This is a genomic window from Streptomyces sp. NPDC057253, from assembly GCF_042669125.1.
In the GTDB taxonomy this organism is placed as follows: Bacteria; Actinomycetota; Actinomycetes; order Streptomycetales; family Streptomycetaceae; genus Streptomyces.
On sequence record NZ_JBHUXV010000082.1, the window covers coordinates 1 to 15922 of the forward strand.

14 protein-coding genes and 1 pseudogene are annotated in these 15922 nt (G+C 72.0%); 4 read left to right on the plus strand and 11 right to left on the minus strand.

The genetic code is table 11. The annotated features are described in order from the left end of the window. From ACFULQ_RS33705 to ACFULQ_RS33730, 6 genes and pseudogenes are all read right to left on the minus strand, one after another. Positions 1-197: pseudogene (locus ACFULQ_RS33705) on the minus strand (hypothetical protein); the annotation flags it as partial. A 512-nt stretch (positions 198-709) separates the two neighbouring features. Next, positions 710-1762: an acyl-CoA dehydrogenase family protein gene (locus ACFULQ_RS33710; RefSeq protein ID WP_383551312.1), complete on the minus strand. Its 1053-nt coding sequence runs from the start codon at positions 1760-1762 to the stop codon at positions 710-712. Continuing rightward, positions 1759-2880 (minus strand): acyl-CoA dehydrogenase family protein, encoded by a 1122-nt coding sequence (locus tag ACFULQ_RS33715; RefSeq protein ID WP_383551314.1) that lies wholly within the window; start codon positions 2878-2880, stop codon positions 1759-1761. The genes ACFULQ_RS33710 and ACFULQ_RS33715 overlap by 4 nt, the downstream gene beginning before the upstream one ends. A gap of 38 nt (positions 2881-2918) precedes the next feature. After that, a complete protein-coding gene (locus ACFULQ_RS33720; RefSeq protein ID WP_383551316.1) occupies positions 2919-3701 on the minus strand; it encodes an enoyl-CoA hydratase/isomerase family protein in 783 nt (260 codons plus the stop codon). 55 nt (positions 3702-3756) lie between these two features. Next, positions 3757-5265: a CaiB/BaiF CoA transferase family protein gene (locus tag ACFULQ_RS33725; protein ID WP_383551318.1), complete on the minus strand. Its 1509-nt coding sequence runs from the start codon at positions 5263-5265 to the stop codon at positions 3757-3759. Between the two features lie 79 nt (positions 5266-5344). Further along, on the minus strand, positions 5345-6097 hold the full coding sequence (locus tag ACFULQ_RS33730; protein ID WP_383551320.1) for an SDR family NAD(P)-dependent oxidoreductase: 753 nt from the start codon (positions 6095-6097) through the stop codon (positions 5345-5347). 447 nt (positions 6098-6544) lie between these two features. Between ACFULQ_RS33730 and ACFULQ_RS33735 the strand changes: the two genes are divergently transcribed. Beyond that, complete coding sequence (locus ACFULQ_RS33735) at positions 6545-6865, plus strand: DUF1330 domain-containing protein (protein ID WP_361275922.1); 321 nt, start codon at positions 6545-6547, stop codon at positions 6863-6865. A gap of 105 nt (positions 6866-6970) precedes the next feature. Continuing rightward, a complete protein-coding gene (locus ACFULQ_RS33740; protein ID WP_381009466.1) occupies positions 6971-7480 on the plus strand; it encodes a nuclear transport factor 2 family protein in 510 nt (169 codons plus the stop codon). Positions 7481-7604: 124 nt separating this feature from the next. On the opposite strand, the gene ACFULQ_RS33745 is transcribed toward ACFULQ_RS33740, so the two are convergent. Both ACFULQ_RS33745 and ACFULQ_RS33750 read right to left on the minus strand, forming a co-directional pair. Further along, entirely contained in the window at positions 7605-9614 is a 2010-nt protein-coding gene (locus ACFULQ_RS33745; RefSeq protein ID WP_383551322.1) for a flavin-containing monooxygenase, read from the minus strand. A gap of 74 nt (positions 9615-9688) precedes the next feature. Then, positions 9689-10648 (minus strand): alpha/beta hydrolase, encoded by a 960-nt coding sequence (locus tag ACFULQ_RS33750; RefSeq protein WP_383551324.1) that lies wholly within the window; start codon positions 10646-10648, stop codon positions 9689-9691. A 418-nt stretch (positions 10649-11066) separates the two neighbouring features. Between ACFULQ_RS33750 and ACFULQ_RS33755 the strand changes: the two genes are divergently transcribed. Both ACFULQ_RS33755 and ACFULQ_RS33760 read left to right on the plus strand, forming a co-directional pair. Beyond that, positions 11067-11459: a VOC family protein gene (locus tag ACFULQ_RS33755; protein WP_383551326.1), complete on the plus strand. Its 393-nt coding sequence runs from the start codon at positions 11067-11069 to the stop codon at positions 11457-11459. 61 nt (positions 11460-11520) lie between these two features. After that, positions 11521-12576, plus strand: coding sequence for a hypothetical protein (locus tag ACFULQ_RS33760; RefSeq protein ID WP_383551328.1), 1056 nt, complete (start codon positions 11521-11523; stop codon positions 12574-12576). Between the two features lie 70 nt (positions 12577-12646). Here the strand turns inward: ACFULQ_RS33760 and ACFULQ_RS33765 are convergent, their stop codons facing one another. Genes ACFULQ_RS33765 through ACFULQ_RS33775 form a run of 3 tightly spaced genes read right to left on the minus strand, consistent with a single transcriptional unit; the run spans position 12647 to position 15837 of the window. Next, positions 12647-13798 carry an acetyl-CoA C-acetyltransferase gene (locus ACFULQ_RS33765; protein ID WP_383551330.1) on the minus strand — a complete coding sequence of 384 codons (1152 nt, stop codon included), beginning with the start codon at positions 13796-13798 and terminating at the stop codon, positions 12647-12649. 42 nt (positions 13799-13840) lie between these two features. Then, positions 13841-14644: an SDR family oxidoreductase gene (locus ACFULQ_RS33770; protein WP_361275938.1), complete on the minus strand. Its 804-nt coding sequence runs from the start codon at positions 14642-14644 to the stop codon at positions 13841-13843. After that, positions 14641-15837 carry an acyl-CoA dehydrogenase family protein gene (locus tag ACFULQ_RS33775; RefSeq protein ID WP_383551333.1) on the minus strand — a complete coding sequence of 399 codons (1197 nt, stop codon included), beginning with the start codon at positions 15835-15837 and terminating at the stop codon, positions 14641-14643. The genes ACFULQ_RS33770 and ACFULQ_RS33775 overlap by 4 nt, the downstream gene beginning before the upstream one ends. Between the last annotated feature and the right edge of the window lie 85 nt (positions 15838-15922).

Sequence of the window (15922 nt, forward strand, 5' to 3'; positions counted from 1 at the left end):
GCGCTGAATACGAGATAGCCGAAGGTGCGCCATCCCTCCACCATCATGCGGTCGTCGCCGGCGTCGGCCATCAGGAAGAGCCCGTTCACGAACACCGCGAAGGTGAGCACGGCGTTGAAGGCCATCAGGCCGCGGCCGATGCGGTCCCAGCGACGGGAGGGGGTGTGGTGGATCCAGGACGAGGATGCCGTGGTCATGGCGACGGTCCTTTCGGGTGGCTTTCGAGAACAGTGTTCTCTCTTGCGGACAAGCCTGCCCCGGGCGTCGACCACTGTCAAGAACACTGTTCTCGCTTTCTTGCTTTCTCGCCGTCTCGGTTGCCCGCGGCCCCGGGTGTCGACTGCGTAATCGCCTCGTCGGTGGGGGCGGACGGACCGGTCGAGGGCCCGCCGGGCAACTACGGCCGCGGTGTTGTCGATGGGGGCGGCTGCAGCCATGTGCGGGTGATCGGGATCTCTTCGACGGCCCGGTGCGACTCCTTGAGCCGCGGGGAAAGCCCCGCGAACCGCTCCTGGGCCGCCTCGGCCCACGCGGCGATCTTCCGTTCCCGCTCTTCGCGCCCCGTTCAGCAGTGCGCCGAGGGTGAGCTGATCGCCGGTCGCGCGGTGCGCGCCTGCCCAGGCGTCGGAGCGGACGAGGCTCCCGGAACGCGCCCCGGATGTGCGGACGCGTTTCGGCGTCACCGTTGCGCGACCGCGGTGGCAGTGACTTAGGACGGGCCCATGGTCAGACGCGTCCAGACGCCGGTCTCGCCCAGGTCCGCCGCTCGTCTGCCGAGTTCGTCGGCCCAGTCCCGCTCGGTGGCCACGGCGTCGCGCCAGGCCCACAGCCTGCGGGTGAGGTGGTGGAGCGGGTACTCCTGCGTGATGCCCATGGCGCCGTGCAACTGGTGTGCCGTGCGGGCGACTTCGGTCGCCGTGCGTGCGGTGGTGAGGCGCGCCACGGCGACGGCGTCCGAAACCCGCGGCCCGGCACCGTCCGTGTCCGGGCCGCCCGCCGTCATCGCCTCCCGGGCGAGGGCGAGCGCGGCGTCCGCCTGCAGCAGGTGCACCTTCATCTGTGCCAGCCCGGACGACACCGCCGGCAGACGTGTCAAGGGGGCGCCGAACTGCCGGCGTTCGCCCACGTACGTCCTCGTCAGCAGGTACGCGCCGTGCGCGGCACCGGTCACCGCGGCCGACCACAGCAGCGCCAGACGCGCGCGCACCGCCTCGTACCCGGGCCCGGCGGCGGCCGGCAGGACGGGCGTACCGGCCAGCAGTACGGTGTCCCGCGGCTCCCCGGCCAGGTTCTCACCCGGCACCAAGCTCACCGACGCGTGCCGCAGGTCCACGAGCAGCGCCTCCAGCCCGGGCCGGCACACCACCAGGAGCGCCGCGTCGCGCGCCCAGGGGACCAGCGGGATCTCGCCGGTGAGCGTCCCGCCGTCCGCGTCGTCCCAGGCCGTCGGCGGCCCGTCCGGCAGCACCAGGGTGGCGGGGGAGTCGTCCAGCGGCCGTTCGTGGCTGATCACCCAGTCCGCGACCGAGGACTCGACCACCGGCACACCGACCCCGCGGGCGGCCAGCGCCCCGACGACCACCAGCAGGTCCTCCAGGGCGCCGCCCGAGCCCCCGCGTTCCTCGGGCACGCCGATCCGGGGCAGCCCCAGACCACGCAGGCTCTCCCACACCTCCCGCACCCCGTCGGGCCCCGCCGTCGACGTGCCGTCGGGGACGACGGACGCCACCAGCTCCCGCAACTCCTCCGCGTACTCGCTCATGCACGTGTCTCCTGACGGGCCACGAGGGACAGCAGGACCTCGGCCGCGCCGCCGCGCAGCCCGAAGCCGGGGGAGGCGAGCAGGGCCTGGCCGAACGCGCCGTCGGGGGAGGGCTCATGGCACAGACCGGTGCGGCGCAGCGCCTCGACGACGTCGACCTCGAAGGCGTTCCCGAGGTACTTCAGCGCGGCGGCCTCCTGTACGGGCGCCTGTCCGGCGTCCAGCCGTCCGGCCACCTCCCGGCACAGCCGCCGCAGCACGGCGAGGCGCGCGACCAACGACCCCAGAAGAGAACGGAGTTCGGCGTCGTCCCGCTCCTCGGCGGCGTGCGCCACCAGCTCGGCCAGCACCGGGTAGCTGGACAGGACGCGCTCGGCGCCGCCGCGCTCGAACGACAACTGCTCGACGACCTGCCGCCAGCCGTCGCCGACCGTCCCGATCACCCGGTGCGCGGGCACGAACACCTCCTCGAAGCGCACCTCGTTGAAGTGGTGTTCACCGGCCAGGTCCGGGATCGGTGTCGTGGACACCCCGTCGGCGTCCATGTCGAGGACGAACTCGGTCAGCCCCTCGTGCTTGCGTTCCGTCCGCGCGGTGCGCGCCAGGACGTAGGCGTGGGTGGCCCGGTGGGCGTGGCTGGTCCAGATCTTGTGTCCGGAGATCAGCCATCCACCTTTGACCGGCGTCGCGGACGTGCGGACGGCGGCCAGGTCGGAGCCCGCCTCGGGTTCGCTCATGCCCAGGCAGAACACCGCCTCGGCGGCGGCGATCCGGGGCAGGATCTCCGCACGCAGCGCGGGGCTGCCGTGCCTCAGGATCGCCGGGCCGATCTGCCGGTCGCCGATCCAGTGGGCCGCGACCGGCGCCCCGGCCCGCAGCAGCTCCTCGGTGACGGCCAGCCGCTCCACGTTGCTGCGGCCCGCGCCGCCGTACTCCTTCGGGTACGTCATGGCGATCAGTCCGTCCGCGGCGAGCGCCTTGCTGAACTCCAGGTCGAACGAGCGCAGCCAGGAGTCGCTGCGGGGCACGTACCGGCCGGCCGCACGCCAGGACGCGGTCAGTTCCCTGACCCGGGCGCGGAGTTCGGCGCCGGCGTCGAGGGGCGGCGGTGGGCTCATGAAAGACCTCTCTGGGGGCTCGGCGAAGGCATCCGCGGTCAGCGGCCGGTGAAGACCCCGGGACGCTTCTCCCGGAAAGCGGCGTACGCCTCGGCCGAGTCCCGGGTCGACGTGATCACGGCCTGATGGGAGGAGATGAGGTCCAGGGCGGTGCGCAGATCGTGCCGGGCGCCCTGGCGCACCGCACGTTTGATCATCTGCACCGCGGCCGGGGGCCGTTCGGCGAGCCGGGCCGCGAACGCGTACACGCGGTCGAGGAGTTCGTCGGCCTCGAACACCTCCTCCACGAGGCCGATCCGCAGCGCCTCGTCGGCCGACACGAAGTCGCCCGTCCACAGCAGCCGCAGCGCGGTCGCGGTGCCGACCGCGCGTGGAAGCAGCCAGCACCCGCCGTCACCGGGGACGAGCCCGACCTTGATGTAGCCCTCGCTGAAGCGCGCCGTGCGCGAGGCGAACCGGATGTCGCAGAGCAGCGCCATGTCCATCCCGGCACCCACGGCCGGCCCGTCGACCGCGGCGAGCACCGGCTTGGAGACGTCCTCCAGGGTCAGCGCGACCCGGTGCACCCGCCGCGTCAGCAGTTCCTTCTCGGCCAGCGGGTCGCGCTGTTCGCCCTTGAAGTCGGACAGGTCCACCCCGGAGCAGAAGGAACCGCCCGAGCCCGTGACGACGATGACGCGGACCTCCGGATCGTCCTCGGCCTCGCGCAGCCGGTCCGCCCAGGCGTCGACCATGTCCAGGGTGAAAGCGTTCCTGCGCCGCGCACGGTTCAGCTGAATCGTCGCGATGCGGTCCTTCACGGAGTATTCGAGGTCTGCCATGTCCGTCCCAGTCGCCGTCTCGGTCGCCGTGCCGGTGTCACCGGTGTCCTTGCCGTCATTCGAGTGGTCCCGCCGAGCCGCTCGCCGAGCGCACCGGCCCCCCGCGCGGCGTACGTCCGGTGGGGGTCCCGTCGCCCCGGGGCAAGCCCAACGCCCCCGAGGCGACGAGGAGTCCGATCTCGGCGTCGTCGAGACCGGCCTCCCGTGCCACGTCGAGGCTGTGCTCACCCAGGCGCGGGGCGTGGGGGAGGTGTTCGTGCGGGCCGGAGGTGAGGGGGAGCGGGTGCCCGCCCCCAGGGGTGCCGGGGAGGGCGTGTTCGTCCGGGCGGGGGTCGTGGGGAAGGCCGTACGGCTCCGGGCCGCCCGGGCGAGCGAGTCCGTTCTCGTCCGGACCCGCAGTGCGCGGGGCGTCGCGCCCGGCGGTTGCGGCTGAGCGCCGGACGTACGCGGGGAGCAGGCCGCCCCCGTCACCAGGGCCGCCGGTCACCTCCGCCCGCGACCCCTGCCCGAAGCGGACGGGCTGGCGGGGCAGCAGGAGCGGGCCCTCACTGGGGTGGTCGACGCTCTCGAAGAAGCCGGTCGCCCGCAGATGTGGGTCCTCGAACAGGTCGGTGACGGTGTTGACCGGGGCGGCCGGGATGTCCCGGCGTTCCAGTTCGGCAAGCCAGTCGGCGGTCGTCCTGGCCGCCATCTCCTCGTTGAGGAAGGCGTACAGCTCGTCGATGTGCTCGGTGCGCTCCCGGATCGTGCGGTACCGCGGGTCGTCGGCGAGTTCCGGCCGGCCGACGCAGTCGAAGAACGCGCGCCACTGGGCGTCCGTGTAGATCATCACGGCCAGGTGGCCGTCCTTGGTCCGGCACGGCCGCCGGTGCGGTGACGCCGTACGCGCGTACCCGGCCGGCCCGGCGGGCGGGTCGAACACCCAGCCGCCCTGTTGTTCCAGGAGCATGAACTGGGTCATCGTCTCCATCATGGGCACCTCGACCGCCTGGCCCCGGCCCGTCACCTCGCGGCCGTGCAGCGCCGCCAGCACGGCCGCCGCGCCCATCAGCCCGACGATCTTGTCCGCCGCGGCCGTGCGGACGTACTCCGCCCCGCCCGCCCCGCCCTGCAGCGCGGCCATGCCGCTGGCCGCCTGGATGACGTCGTCGTAGGCCGGCCGGTCCTCGTACGGCCCACCCGCCCCGAACCCGCGGAACGCGCAGTGCACGGCACGGGGGTTGGCCCGCAGCACGGCGTCCGCCGACAGGCCGAGGCGCTCGGCCGCACCGGACCGCATGTTGTGCACCACCACGTCGGCCCCCGCCACCAGGCGTTCCAGGAGTCCGCGCGCGCCGCCCTGCTTCAGGTCGAGCACCACGCTCCGCTTGCCCCGGTTGACGTTGAGGAACACCGGCCCCATCGACGTGCCGCGCACGTCCCCGATCTTGCGGACCACGTCACCGCCCGGCGGCTCCACCTTGGTCACCTCGGCGCCCCACTGGGCGAGGAGCATCGTGCAGTACGGCCCCATGAACGTGGAACTCACATCGATGACGCGGACGCCCGCCAGCGGAAACCCCACTGTCCTGGTCCTCTCTGCCGGGTCGGTGTCGGTGCGCGGACCGCCATCGGTACGCACGGGGTGCCGGGCGCCGTCGTCCTCAGCGCGTGTGGCTCCCGCCGTTGAGGTCGATCGTCTGGCCGGTGAGCCAGGACGCCTCGGGGGAGGCGAGGAAGGCGACGGCGGCGCCGACGTCCTCGGGTCGGCCGAGACGTCCGACCGGGATGCCCTCAGCGATCCGGTCGATCCCCGGCCCGCCGGCGCTCTGCATCAGCCCGAGCGCCAGCGTGTTCGCCGTGATCCCGGCCTTCGCCTCCTCCTGGGAGATGTGCCGGACGAACCCCTCGACACCGCTCTTGCCCGCCCCGTACAGCGACACCCCGATGGCCAGGCCGGTCCGTCCCGCGCCCGAGGAGATCTGCACGACCCGGCCCCAGCCGGTCGCCCGCATACCCGGCAGGACGGCGTGCACGCAGTTCATCGCGCCGAACAGGTTGATCTCGACCGGCCCGCGCCAGCGCTCCGGCGCGATGTCCCGGAACGGGCCGTAGCCCATGTCGGCGGGGATCCCGGCGTTGTTCACCATGATGTCGACGGTCCCGCCGAGCGCCTCCCCGGCCCGCGCGACCCCCGCGCGGACGGCGTCGATGTCGGTGACGTCGAACGGCACCGGCACCGCCCGGCCCCCCGCCTTCTCGATCTCGGCGCACGTCGCCTCGGCGCGTTCGGGCCGGAGGTCGTTGACCGCCACCGCGGCGCCCTGCTCCGCCAGCGCGCGGGCGATGCCGGCCCCGGCGTTCTGGCCGGCACCGGTCACCAGCGCCACGTGTCCGGTGAGGTCGAACATGCCCATGGTCGTTCGGTTCCCTTCGTCTGTGCGATGCGGGCGGCCCGTTGCGGGCCCGCTGCGGTGCCGGTGCCGGTGCCGGTGCCGCACGGGCGCCCGGCCCGCCCCGTGCGGGACCCTGCTGGGACGTCGACGGCTCCCCTTCTTCACGATGGCGGACACCGGAGGCGGAGGTGCCGCCGGCGCGACCCGGGAGTCGAGGCCCCACCGGCGGCGTACCCTCAGCGCACCTGCAACGGAGTCTGCTTCCGGGCTCGCACGATCACGGAGAGCGGATCCCGCTGACCGGGACCGTCCGGCGGTCAAGCGGGACGCGGGAGGCCCCCGGCTCCGAAGTCCCCGGCACCGGAGTCCACTGAGCGGACCAGGGCGCTGGTCGACGGCGGGGACGGGTACTTCAATCTCCCCACCAGGACCGCAACGTGGCGGTCGCCGCATGGGAAGGTCGTGTCGATGCCCGCATACATCATCGCCCGCAGTCACCTGAAGGACTCCAGCGAGGAGTCCAAGCGCGGGATGCAGGAGTACGTCGAGGCCTATCTCCGGGTCGTCGAGGACCACCCGCACACCCACCTCGCGCAGGGCGTCGTGGCCGAGGTGCTCGAAGGAGAGCCGCGGGAGGGCGCCTACTTCATCCAGGAGTTCCCCTCCAAGGAAGCCGCGTTGGCGTTCTACCACTCGCCGGAGTACCAGAAGGCCGTCGCGATCCGGCAGCGGCACTCGGTCACCGAGATGATCCTCGTCGACGGGGCCTTCGAGTACCAGGCCGACTGACTCGACGCCGCCGGTCCACTGAACGGGCCGGAAGAGTGGCGCCTGTCCTGATGTCGCCGTTTGCTGTCCCGCATCCGCCCGCTCAACGACGATCAGGAGGACACGATGTTCGAACCGGCCAACGACCGGCAGCGTCACATGCTGGAGGTCTGGGAGCGACACGGCTACGCCGAGTTCGCTCTCCACGACCCCGACGCGGCCATCGCGACGATGTGCGACGACCCGTACATCTACTGTGCACCGCTCGGCCAGTTGCTCGACGGCCGGGACGAGGTCTACAAGTTCTACTCGCAGTGGTTCCTGCCGAACGTCCCGGCCGACGTCGAACAGGAGCTGACCACCCGGGTGATGGACGACAACCACATCTGGGACGAGTTCATCTTCCGGTTCACCCATGACCGCGAGATGCCCTGGAAGATCCCGGGTGTCCCCCCGACCGGCAAGCCGGTGGAGGTGGTGATGAACGTCGTGGTCGGCTTCGAGGGCGACCTGATCAAGTACGAGCACCTGATGTGGGACCACGCCTCGGTACTCACCCAGATCGGCCTCCTGGACGCCCCCGCAGCCGGTATCGGGGTCAAGGCGCCCACGCTTCTGCGGGGCCTGCACACCTGAGTGCGAGCCACCCTGTCGGGCCGGCCCGTCCCGAGGGCGGTAGCCGGCGTCTGACACTCGCCGCCACCAACCCTCGTTGGTGGCGGCATGGTTGCTCCGGTCTCCGCTGCGCCGCCACCTGCCCCTACGACCGTTCAGCCCCCGCTTGGGCGGTCTCCGCGGTCGGCCGTTTGTACAGCAGCAAGCTCTCCGGGTCGGGTGCGCGCAGCATCGCCCAGTAGTCGACGAGCCGCCACGGGCAGGTCACCCAGGCGCGTCCGGCGGTGTTGCGGTAGTAGCCGTTCGCCGTGCCGGGGTGCTGCCAGACCGTGCGGTCGAGTTCGGCGTCGACCCGCTCGTTGTACTCCCGGGTCGCCTCCGGCGTCGGCTCCATCGCGGTGTAGCCGTGGTCGACCAGGTGGCGCAGGCACTCGATGACGTAGTGGACGTGCTCCTCGCTCGTCACGTTGTGCCCGCCACCGTGGTTGGGCGCGGCGTTCGGCCCGGCGGTGACGAAGAAGTTGGGGAACCCGGGGACGGTGACGCCCAGGTGGGCGCGCGGATCTCGGCCGCCGTCCCAGCGCTCGGCCAGCGTCACCCCGTCCCGACCGACCACGTCGAGGAAGCCCAGGTACTCCAGCCGGAAACCGGTGGCCCAGATGATCACGTCGGCGGGCAGGAAGTCGCCGCTGGTCAGCCGCACCCCGTCCGGCTCGATCCGTTCGAACGACGCCCGGTGCAGCGCCACGTCGTCGCGGCGCAGCGCCGCCAGGAAGCCCGGATCCTTCACGATCCGCTTGGCGAACGGCGGGAAGTCGGGCGTGAGCATCTCCACCAGGTCCGGCCGGTCGCCCAGCTCCTCGTGCAGGTGCTGGAGACAGATCCGCATCAGGACGTCGTTGGCGGGCGAGGAGGACACATGAGTGGCGTACCACTCCTCGTCGATCCTCGGGATGGCGAAGCTCTTGTCCGCGGTGAACCAGTGCGTGACCAGCCGGTACCACTGCTGGTAGTACGGCACGTGCCGCATCGCCCACCGGGTGGCGTCGTCGACCCGGCTGATCACATTGCGCTCCGGCGCGATCCAGTGCGGTTGCCGGAAGACGACATCGAGATGCCCGGGCCGCCCCGCGAGGCTCGCCACGACCTGCACCGAGGTGCAGCCGGTGCCGAGCACCACCACCCGCTTGCCGTCCAGGTCGACGGAGTCGTCCCATTCGGCGGTGTGCATCGTGGCACCGGCGAACGATTCCCGACCGGGCACCTCGGGGACGTACGCGCTGTTGAGGACGCCGGTCGCGGTGATGACCGCGTTCGCCTCGTACACCTCGGTGGCCCCGTCCGGACCCGCCACGGTGACCCGCCAGATCTGCCGCTCGTCCACCCACGCACAGCCGAGCACCCGGTGGGACAGGGCGATGTCGTCGCGGATCTTGTACTTGTCCGCGACGTGGTGGAGATAGCGCAGGTACTCGGGACCCGTCGGGTAGAACTTCGACCATTCCGGGTTGAGTTCGAAGGAGTACGAGTAGAAGTGACTCGGCGTGTCCACCGCGGCCCCGGGATACGTGTTGCGTGCCCAGGTCCCGCCGATGTCGTCGCCGGCCTCGAACACCCGGTACTCGAACCCGGCCTCGGCGAGCTTCACCGCCGCGTTGATGCCGATCATCCCGGCGCCGACCACCGCGACCCGGAAGCCGGGCGGCACCGGTCGGTGTTCGGAAGCGGACTCGGGCAGGCCGGCGAAGCCGCCCTGCTCCCGCAGATAGGGCCCGTACTCGGGGCCGACCGTGTCGTCGGTGGCCACCCGGACCATCTCCATGAACAGGTCCTCGTCCGGGACGCGCAGCAAGGGGACCAGTCCGCCCGGCAGCCGGGGCAGGATGTCGTGGGCGCGGCGGCGCACCTCGTCCGCGACCTCCTCGGGGTACTCGCCGGGCCTCAGCACCCGCTCGGGGTGGGCCGCCTTCGCCGCCGCGATCCGCTCCCGGAACTCGGTGAGCAGAGCACGGTCGTCCGTCAGGTGCACCAGTGTCATCAGCAGAGGGCCCGGCTCGACCGCGTCGATCGCCGCGTGCACCCGCTCGGGGTCCGCGTCGGGCACGGGGCGCACCGTCCGGGTCGGCCGGTCGTCGGGAATGACGGACGTCGTCATGGGGCCTCGCTTCGGGGAGGGCTGGGATGGAGCGGCGTGCTGTGGGGCTTGCGGACTCTCCCTGTGGGTGGCGCTCACCAGGGCAGCGGGTACTCGGCCTTGGCCCGCAGCAACCCCGCGATCTCGTGCAGCGCCAGCCGGCCGCGCGCGAGGTGGTGCTGCTGCATCAGGAAGCCGTGGCCGACCCCGGGGTAGCGGGTGAACGTGGTCTGTACGCCGGCCTCGCCGAGCCGGGCGGCGTACCGCTGCGACCAGTCACGGACCGGGTCGAGTTCGCCTACGGCCACGATCGCGGGCGCCACACCGCGCAGATCGGGGCAGTACCCGGGGATCTCGTCGCCGGAGGTGGGTTCGGGTCGCCCCGCCCTGGCGAGCTCGTGCAGGTAGAGGAGGTCGTCACGGGACAGCCCCGCGACGTCGTCCATCTCGTGCATCGAGGCGGCTGCCATATCCCGGTCGAGCCCGCCGTACACCAGGACCTGGCACAGCAGTCGGGGGCCTCCCCGGTCGCGGGCGCGCAGCGCGACGAGCGCCGCCAGCGTGCCGCCCGCGCTGTCGCCGAGGACGGAGATCCGGTCGGGCAGGACACCGAGTTCCGCCGCGTGGGCGGCCACCCACTCGGTCGCCGCCCACGCGTCCTCGATCTGCCCCGGCGGCGGATGTTCGGGGGCCAGGTGGTACTCGACGGCGAACACGCGATGCCCCGTGGCCTCGGCGAGGGCGCGGGCGAGCGGCTCGAAGGAGTGGTTCGTGCCCATCACGAGCCCGCCCGCGTGGAAGTACACCAGGCCCGGCAACTCGGCGTCCGCGGTGGGGCTGTAGACGCGGATCGGCAGCCGACCGTGGACGCACGGGATGTCCCGGTCCTCCACGGCGGCCATCTTGGGCATGTCCACCGGATGCGGCAGCGCCTCCAGTACGGCACGTACGGCCGCCAGCCCTCGCTCCCGCATGCCGGCGCCTCCGCTCTGCGTGTGCCGCAGTTCGTACAGCGCGGCGGCGTCCGGGTCGGGCGTGGGAACGTGCTGGGACATCGTCGTACCCCTCCGTGTGCGGGCGGCTGAAGACGGGCGGGACCGGAGGGCCTCCACCGGGAAGGCGCCCGGACCTGGGCGCGGCGCGCGTACTCGCGAACGGCCTCGCCCCCGGGACTCGCGAAAGGCCTCCGGAAACCTGCGAGGGCCTGCCGTACGGGACGGCCCCGTGGATCCCGTAGTGCAGTGTGCTGCAGGAGCCTGCGGAAGCAGGGCGGGAACTCCCGCTGATCGGGACCGGTGCGGTGCGGGACCGGGAGCCCGGCGTGCGGTACCGCCAGGGCGGGTGCGATGGTCAGAGCCGCGCCGATGACCACGGAGCCCCGTTCGTGCGCCTGTACCGAGCTCGGAGGAAACCTAGCAAGTGCTTGTTTGTGTCGGGCGCGATGGCCATACTCCGCAGGGAAGGAGGACCGACATGACTCACGACGCCCGTTTCCACTTCACCAAGATCCTGGTGAACGACATCGAGTCCCAGTTCGCTTTCTACGCCTCCGTGCTGGGCATGGCCGAGAAGTACCGGTACGCCCATGGCACGGGGGACGACGCGCTGGAGGAGATCATCATGACCTCCGCCGCCGGCGGTGACCCCACGCTGGTCCTGGTGCACTTCCCGAACCGGCCGGGGCAGGGGCCCGGCGAGGCCATCCTCGGTTTCACCGTGCCCGACCTGGACGACACCGTGCGCCGGGTGTCCGAGGCCGGGGGCACCGTCGAGCAGGTTCCGTTCGAGGTGTCCGACTTCAAGCTCAGGGCCGCGTTCGTGCTCGACCCCGAGGGGCACCGCCTCGAACTCGTTCAGTCGCTGTGAGACACCCGTGCCGTCGCACCCGCACAGCTCCGGCCACCCCCAACGTCACGAGGACCCGTCCATGGCCCCTGCGCATCGAGACCGACACCCGCTGACGCCCGTAGCACCCCCCGAGGTCCTGCAGGACTTCTACACGCCCGAGGAGGTCGGCACCCTCTTCGGCGTCGTACGCGCCAACGCCCCCTGGAAGCTGGTGCTCGCCCACCACTTCGCCTCCGCCGAGGAGTACTTCGCGGTGTCCGGCGCCAGGGACCGCTCCCCGGACGCCGGACTCGCCGACTTCGTCGCCCCGGTGTTCCGCGGCTACCTCGCCCGGGAGGGCGCGGTCCTGTACCCGGAGCTCCACGACCTCTACTTCAGCCGCAAGCTCCTGGAACCGGTGCTGCGGATGCACAAGGCCCGCTACGGCTTCGCCCACCACATGCTGTTCAACCTCTGCGGCCCCTCCCGCAGTTTCGACGCCGGCCACTTCGACAGCGGCAACTGGCGCGGGGTCAGCTCGGTGAACGCCCCGATCTGGCTGATGAGCGTGATGGCCAAGTCCGGCCTGTTCGACTCCTGGGAGGTCAAGTCGGGCCAGGTGATCACCTACTTCTACGACTCCGACGTCGACGGTGGCTTCACCTACTGGCCCGAGGGCCCGGAGCGCGCGCCGAGCCGGCTGGTGGCGCCGTTCCGCAACACGGCGGTCCTCTCGGACAACTCCCGGATGTTCCACCGCCGCGAGGCCAACGGCCCGCGTGACCGCCGCGATCTGCCCGCCCTGACCATGGGATCGTTCCTGACAGCCGACGGCGACGACGCGTGGGTCGTCCGGGACGGCGACACCGAGATCGCGCGCTTCGCGCACCGCGACAGCCGGTCGCTGTTCCACTACACCGCGCTGGTCTTCGAGGACCTGGCGGACGTCACCCGGTATCTGGACCACACCGACGACCTCACCTTCGACAAGGTCTTCGACGTGCTGATCGCCGATCTGAGGGCGCGCGGGGTGCGATTCAGCGAGCCCTCCGACCCCATGACCGACCGCGACTTCATCGCCCTGCTCACGGACGTCCACGCCATGGCGCCCCGAGAGTACCCGGCTCTTGCACCTCTGGACGTGCCCGCCGCCTGACGGGAGAACGGGCCCGCCCCATGAGGGCGGGCCCGTTCTCGTGCGGGTCGCGCCGTGCCACGCCCGCCGGTCAGAGCCGCTCGACGATGGTGACGTTGGCCTGACCGCCGCCCTCGCACATGGTCTGGAGCCCGTACCGGCCGCCCGTGCGTTCCAGTTCGCCCAGCAGTGAGGTCATCAGCCGGGTGCCGGTGGCGCCGATGGGATGGCCGAGGGCGATCGCTCCGCCGTTGACGTTGACCCGGTCCGGGTCGGCGCCGGTCTCCGCGGCCCAGGCGAGGACCACGGACGCGAACGCCTCGTTCACCTCGAACAGGTCGATGTCACCGACCGACATCCCCGCCCGGTCCAGGGCGCGCCGGGTCGCCGCGATGGGCCCGGTCAGCATCCACACCGGGTCGTCGGCGTAGACGGAGAGGTGGTGGATCCGGGCGCGGGGCGTGAGGCCGTGCTCGCGCACCGCCCGCTCGGAGGCCACCAGCAGGGCCGAGGCGGCGTCGCTGATCTGCGAGGCCAGCGCGGCGGTGAGCCGGCCGCCCTCCCGGAGCGGGGCCAGCGCGGCCATCCGTTCCGGTGAGGTGTCACGGCGCGGGCACTCGTCTGCGGCGAAGTCCCCGACCGGCTCGATCTCGTCCTTGAAGCGCCCCTGGTCGATCGCGGCCACCGCCCGCCGGTGACTGCGCAGGGCGAAGGACTCCATCTCCTCGCGCGAGAGCCGCCACCTCTCCGCGATCATCTCGGCGGCCCGGAACTGCGAGACCTCCTGCTCGCCGTAGCGCGCCACCCAGCCCGGCGACTCGGCGAACGGCGTGGTGAAGCCGTACCGCTCACCCAGTGTCATGGAGGCGGACATCGGGATCGCGGACATGTTCTGCACCCCGCCCGCGACGATCAGGTCGGCGGTGCCGGACAGGACGCCCTGCGCCGCGAAGTGCACGGCCTGCTGGCTGGAGCCGCACTGCCGGTCGATGGTCACCCCGGGCACGTGGTCCGGGAGCCCCGCCACCAGCCAGGCGGTGCGGGCCACGTCCCCGGCCTGGGAGCCGACGGTGTCGTTGCAGCCCAGGATGACGTCGTCGACGGCGGCCGGGTCGACGCCCGAACGCCGAACGAGCGCGCCGATCACATGGGCCGCGAGGTCCGCGGAGTGCACGTCGGACAGGGATCCGCCGCGCCGCCCCACCGGGGTGCGCACGGCGTCGACGATGTAGGCCTCGGCCACGCTCTTCCTCCTTCTTCTCCGCCATTGCGGGGTACGGGGACTTCAGGCGTGCTGGCTGCTGACGGAGACGACCTCGCCCGTCATGTACGAGGAGTAGGCGCTGGCCAGGAACACCATCACGTTGGCCACCTCCCAGGGCTCCGCGGCCCGGCCGAACGCCTCGCGGCCCTTGAGCTCGTCGAGGAACTCCTCGGTGGTGACCTTCGCCAGGAACGGGTGCAGCGCCAGGCTCGGCGAGACCGCGTTGACCCGGATGCCGTGCGGGGCCAGGTCGGCCGCCGCACTGCGGGTGAGGGCCATCACCCCGGCCTTGGCGGCGGCGTAGTGCGCCTGCCCCTCCTGGGCCCGCCAGCCGACCACAGAGGCGTTGTTGACGATGACGCCCCGGCGGCCCGCGCGGACCATCCGGTTGCCGGCGGCGCGCACACAGCGGAACGTCCCGGTGAGGGTGATGTCCAGGACCCGTGACCACTCCTCGTCGGTCATCTCCAGGACGGAACGGGTCCCGCCGAGCCCGGCGTTGTTCACCATCACGTCGACCCCGCCGAACGGCTCCGCCGCGTCCAGCAGGGCGTTCACCTGCTCCTCGCGGGTCACGTCGCACAGGGCGGTGGCGACCCGTTCCGCCCCGAACTCCTCGGCCAGTTCCTTTGCGGCCTCGCCCAGCCGCCGCTCGTGGACGTCACCGAGGACCACGGCCCGCGCCCCCTCCTCCAGACAGCGCCGTACGACCGCGGAGCCGATGCCCGCGCCGGCGGCGGCGGTGACCACCACGGTCAGGCCGGCGAGCAGCCCGTGTCCGGGTACGTAGTCGGGCGGTGCCTGTCCGGCTCGTCGCGTGTTCATGCCTTCGGCTCCCTGGGCAGGCCGAGCACCCGCTCGGCGATGATGTTGCGCTGGATCTCGTTCGAGCCGCCGTAGATCGTGTCGGCCCGGCTGAACAGGAACAGCCGCTGGAAGGCGTCCAGGTCGTACGGCGGTCCCTGCGCCACCAGCGAGGAGGCACCCGCCACCTCCATGGCCAGCTCCCCGAGCCCCCGGTGCCAGGTGCCCCACAGCAGCTTGGCGATCGACGCCTCGGGCCGCTGGGAGCCCGAACCGCCCAGCATCCGCAGCGCGTTGAGCCGGATGATCTCAAGGCCCATGTGGGCGCGGGTGATCCGGTCCTGGATCGCGGGGTCGTCGATGGCACCTGTCCGCCGGGCCAGCTCCACCACCGCGTCCAGTTCGCGGGCAAAGCCGATCTGCTGGCCGAGTGTGGAGACGCCCCTCTCGAACCCGAGCGTGGCCATGGCGACCTTCCAGCCGTCGCCGGGCGCGCCGACCACCAGCGAACCGTCGGTCCGCGCGCCGTCGAAGAACACCTCGTTGAACTCGGAGGTGCCGGTCAGCTGGGTGATGGGCCGTACGATGACGCCCTCCTGGCGCATCGGCACCAACAGGTACGACAACCCGGCGTGCCGCACGGAGCCCGGCTCGGTCCGTGCGACCACGAAGCACCAGTCGGCCAGGTGCGCGAGGGACGTCCACACCTTCTGGCCGTCGATCACCCAGTGGTCCGGCTCTCCCGCCCCCGCTGCCGGCTCCAGCCGGGCCCGGGTGGACACCGCGGCCAGGTCGGAGCCCGCACCCGGCTCGGAGTAGCCCTGGCACCACAGTTCCTCGACGGTGCGGATCGCGGGCAGGAAGCGGTCCTTCTGCTCCTGGGTGCCGAAGGCGACGAGGGTCGGCCCGAGCAGTTCCTCCCCCAGGTGGTTGACGCGGGCGGGCCCGTCGGCGCGGGCGTACTCCTCGTGGAACACCACCTGCCGGGCGAGGTCGAGCCCTCTGCCGCCGTACTCCTCGGGCCAGCCGATGCAGGTCCAGCCGTGGGCGGCGAGATGCCGGTCCCAGGCGAGCCGTTCCTCGTACGCCTCGTGCTCCCGGCCGGAGCCGCCGAGTCCCCGCAGACCGGCGAAGTCGCCGGACAGGTGGGTCTCCAGCCAGTCCCGGACCTCGCGGCGGAAGGCCTCGTCCTGCGCTGTGCCTGGCAGTTGCACGCTTTCCCCCTCGAAGGTGCCGTCGGTTCACGATCGTGCTGTTCGGGAGCTGGGGCATCGCCTACACTAACCCACCAAGCACTTG

What these genes read in the sequence shown, in the direction of transcription:
- ACFULQ_RS33760 (WP_383551328.1), top strand. Translation starts at nt 11,521, where the DNA reads ATGGCCCCTGCGCATCGAGACCGACACCCGCTGACGCCCGTAGCACCC.
- ACFULQ_RS33720 (WP_383551316.1), bottom strand. Translation starts at nt 3,701, where the DNA reads ATGGCAGACCTCGAATACTCCGTGAAGGACCGCATCGCGACGATTCAG.
- ACFULQ_RS33710 (WP_383551312.1), bottom strand. Translation starts at nt 1,762, where the DNA reads ATGAGCGAGTACGCGGAGGAGTTGCGGGAGCTGGTGGCGTCCGTCGTC.
- ACFULQ_RS33750 (WP_383551324.1), bottom strand. Translation starts at nt 10,648, where the DNA reads ATGTCCCAGCACGTTCCCACGCCCGACCCGGACGCCGCCGCGCTGTAC.
- ACFULQ_RS33740 (WP_381009466.1), top strand. Translation starts at nt 6,971, where the DNA reads ATGTTCGAACCGGCCAACGACCGGCAGCGTCACATGCTGGAGGTCTGG.
- ACFULQ_RS33735 (WP_361275922.1), top strand. Translation starts at nt 6,545, where the DNA reads ATGCCCGCATACATCATCGCCCGCAGTCACCTGAAGGACTCCAGCGAG.
- ACFULQ_RS33730 (WP_383551320.1), bottom strand. Translation starts at nt 6,097, where the DNA reads ATGGGCATGTTCGACCTCACCGGACACGTGGCGCTGGTGACCGGTGCC.
- ACFULQ_RS33770 (WP_361275938.1), bottom strand. Translation starts at nt 14,644, where the DNA reads ATGAACACGCGACGAGCCGGACAGGCACCGCCCGACTACGTACCCGGA.
- ACFULQ_RS33745 (WP_383551322.1), bottom strand. Translation starts at nt 9,614, where the DNA reads ATGACGACGTCCGTCATTCCCGACGACCGGCCGACCCGGACGGTGCGC.
- ACFULQ_RS33715 (WP_383551314.1), bottom strand. Translation starts at nt 2,880, where the DNA reads ATGAGCCCACCGCCGCCCCTCGACGCCGGCGCCGAACTCCGCGCCCGG.
- ACFULQ_RS33755 (WP_383551326.1), top strand. Translation starts at nt 11,067, where the DNA reads ATGACTCACGACGCCCGTTTCCACTTCACCAAGATCCTGGTGAACGAC.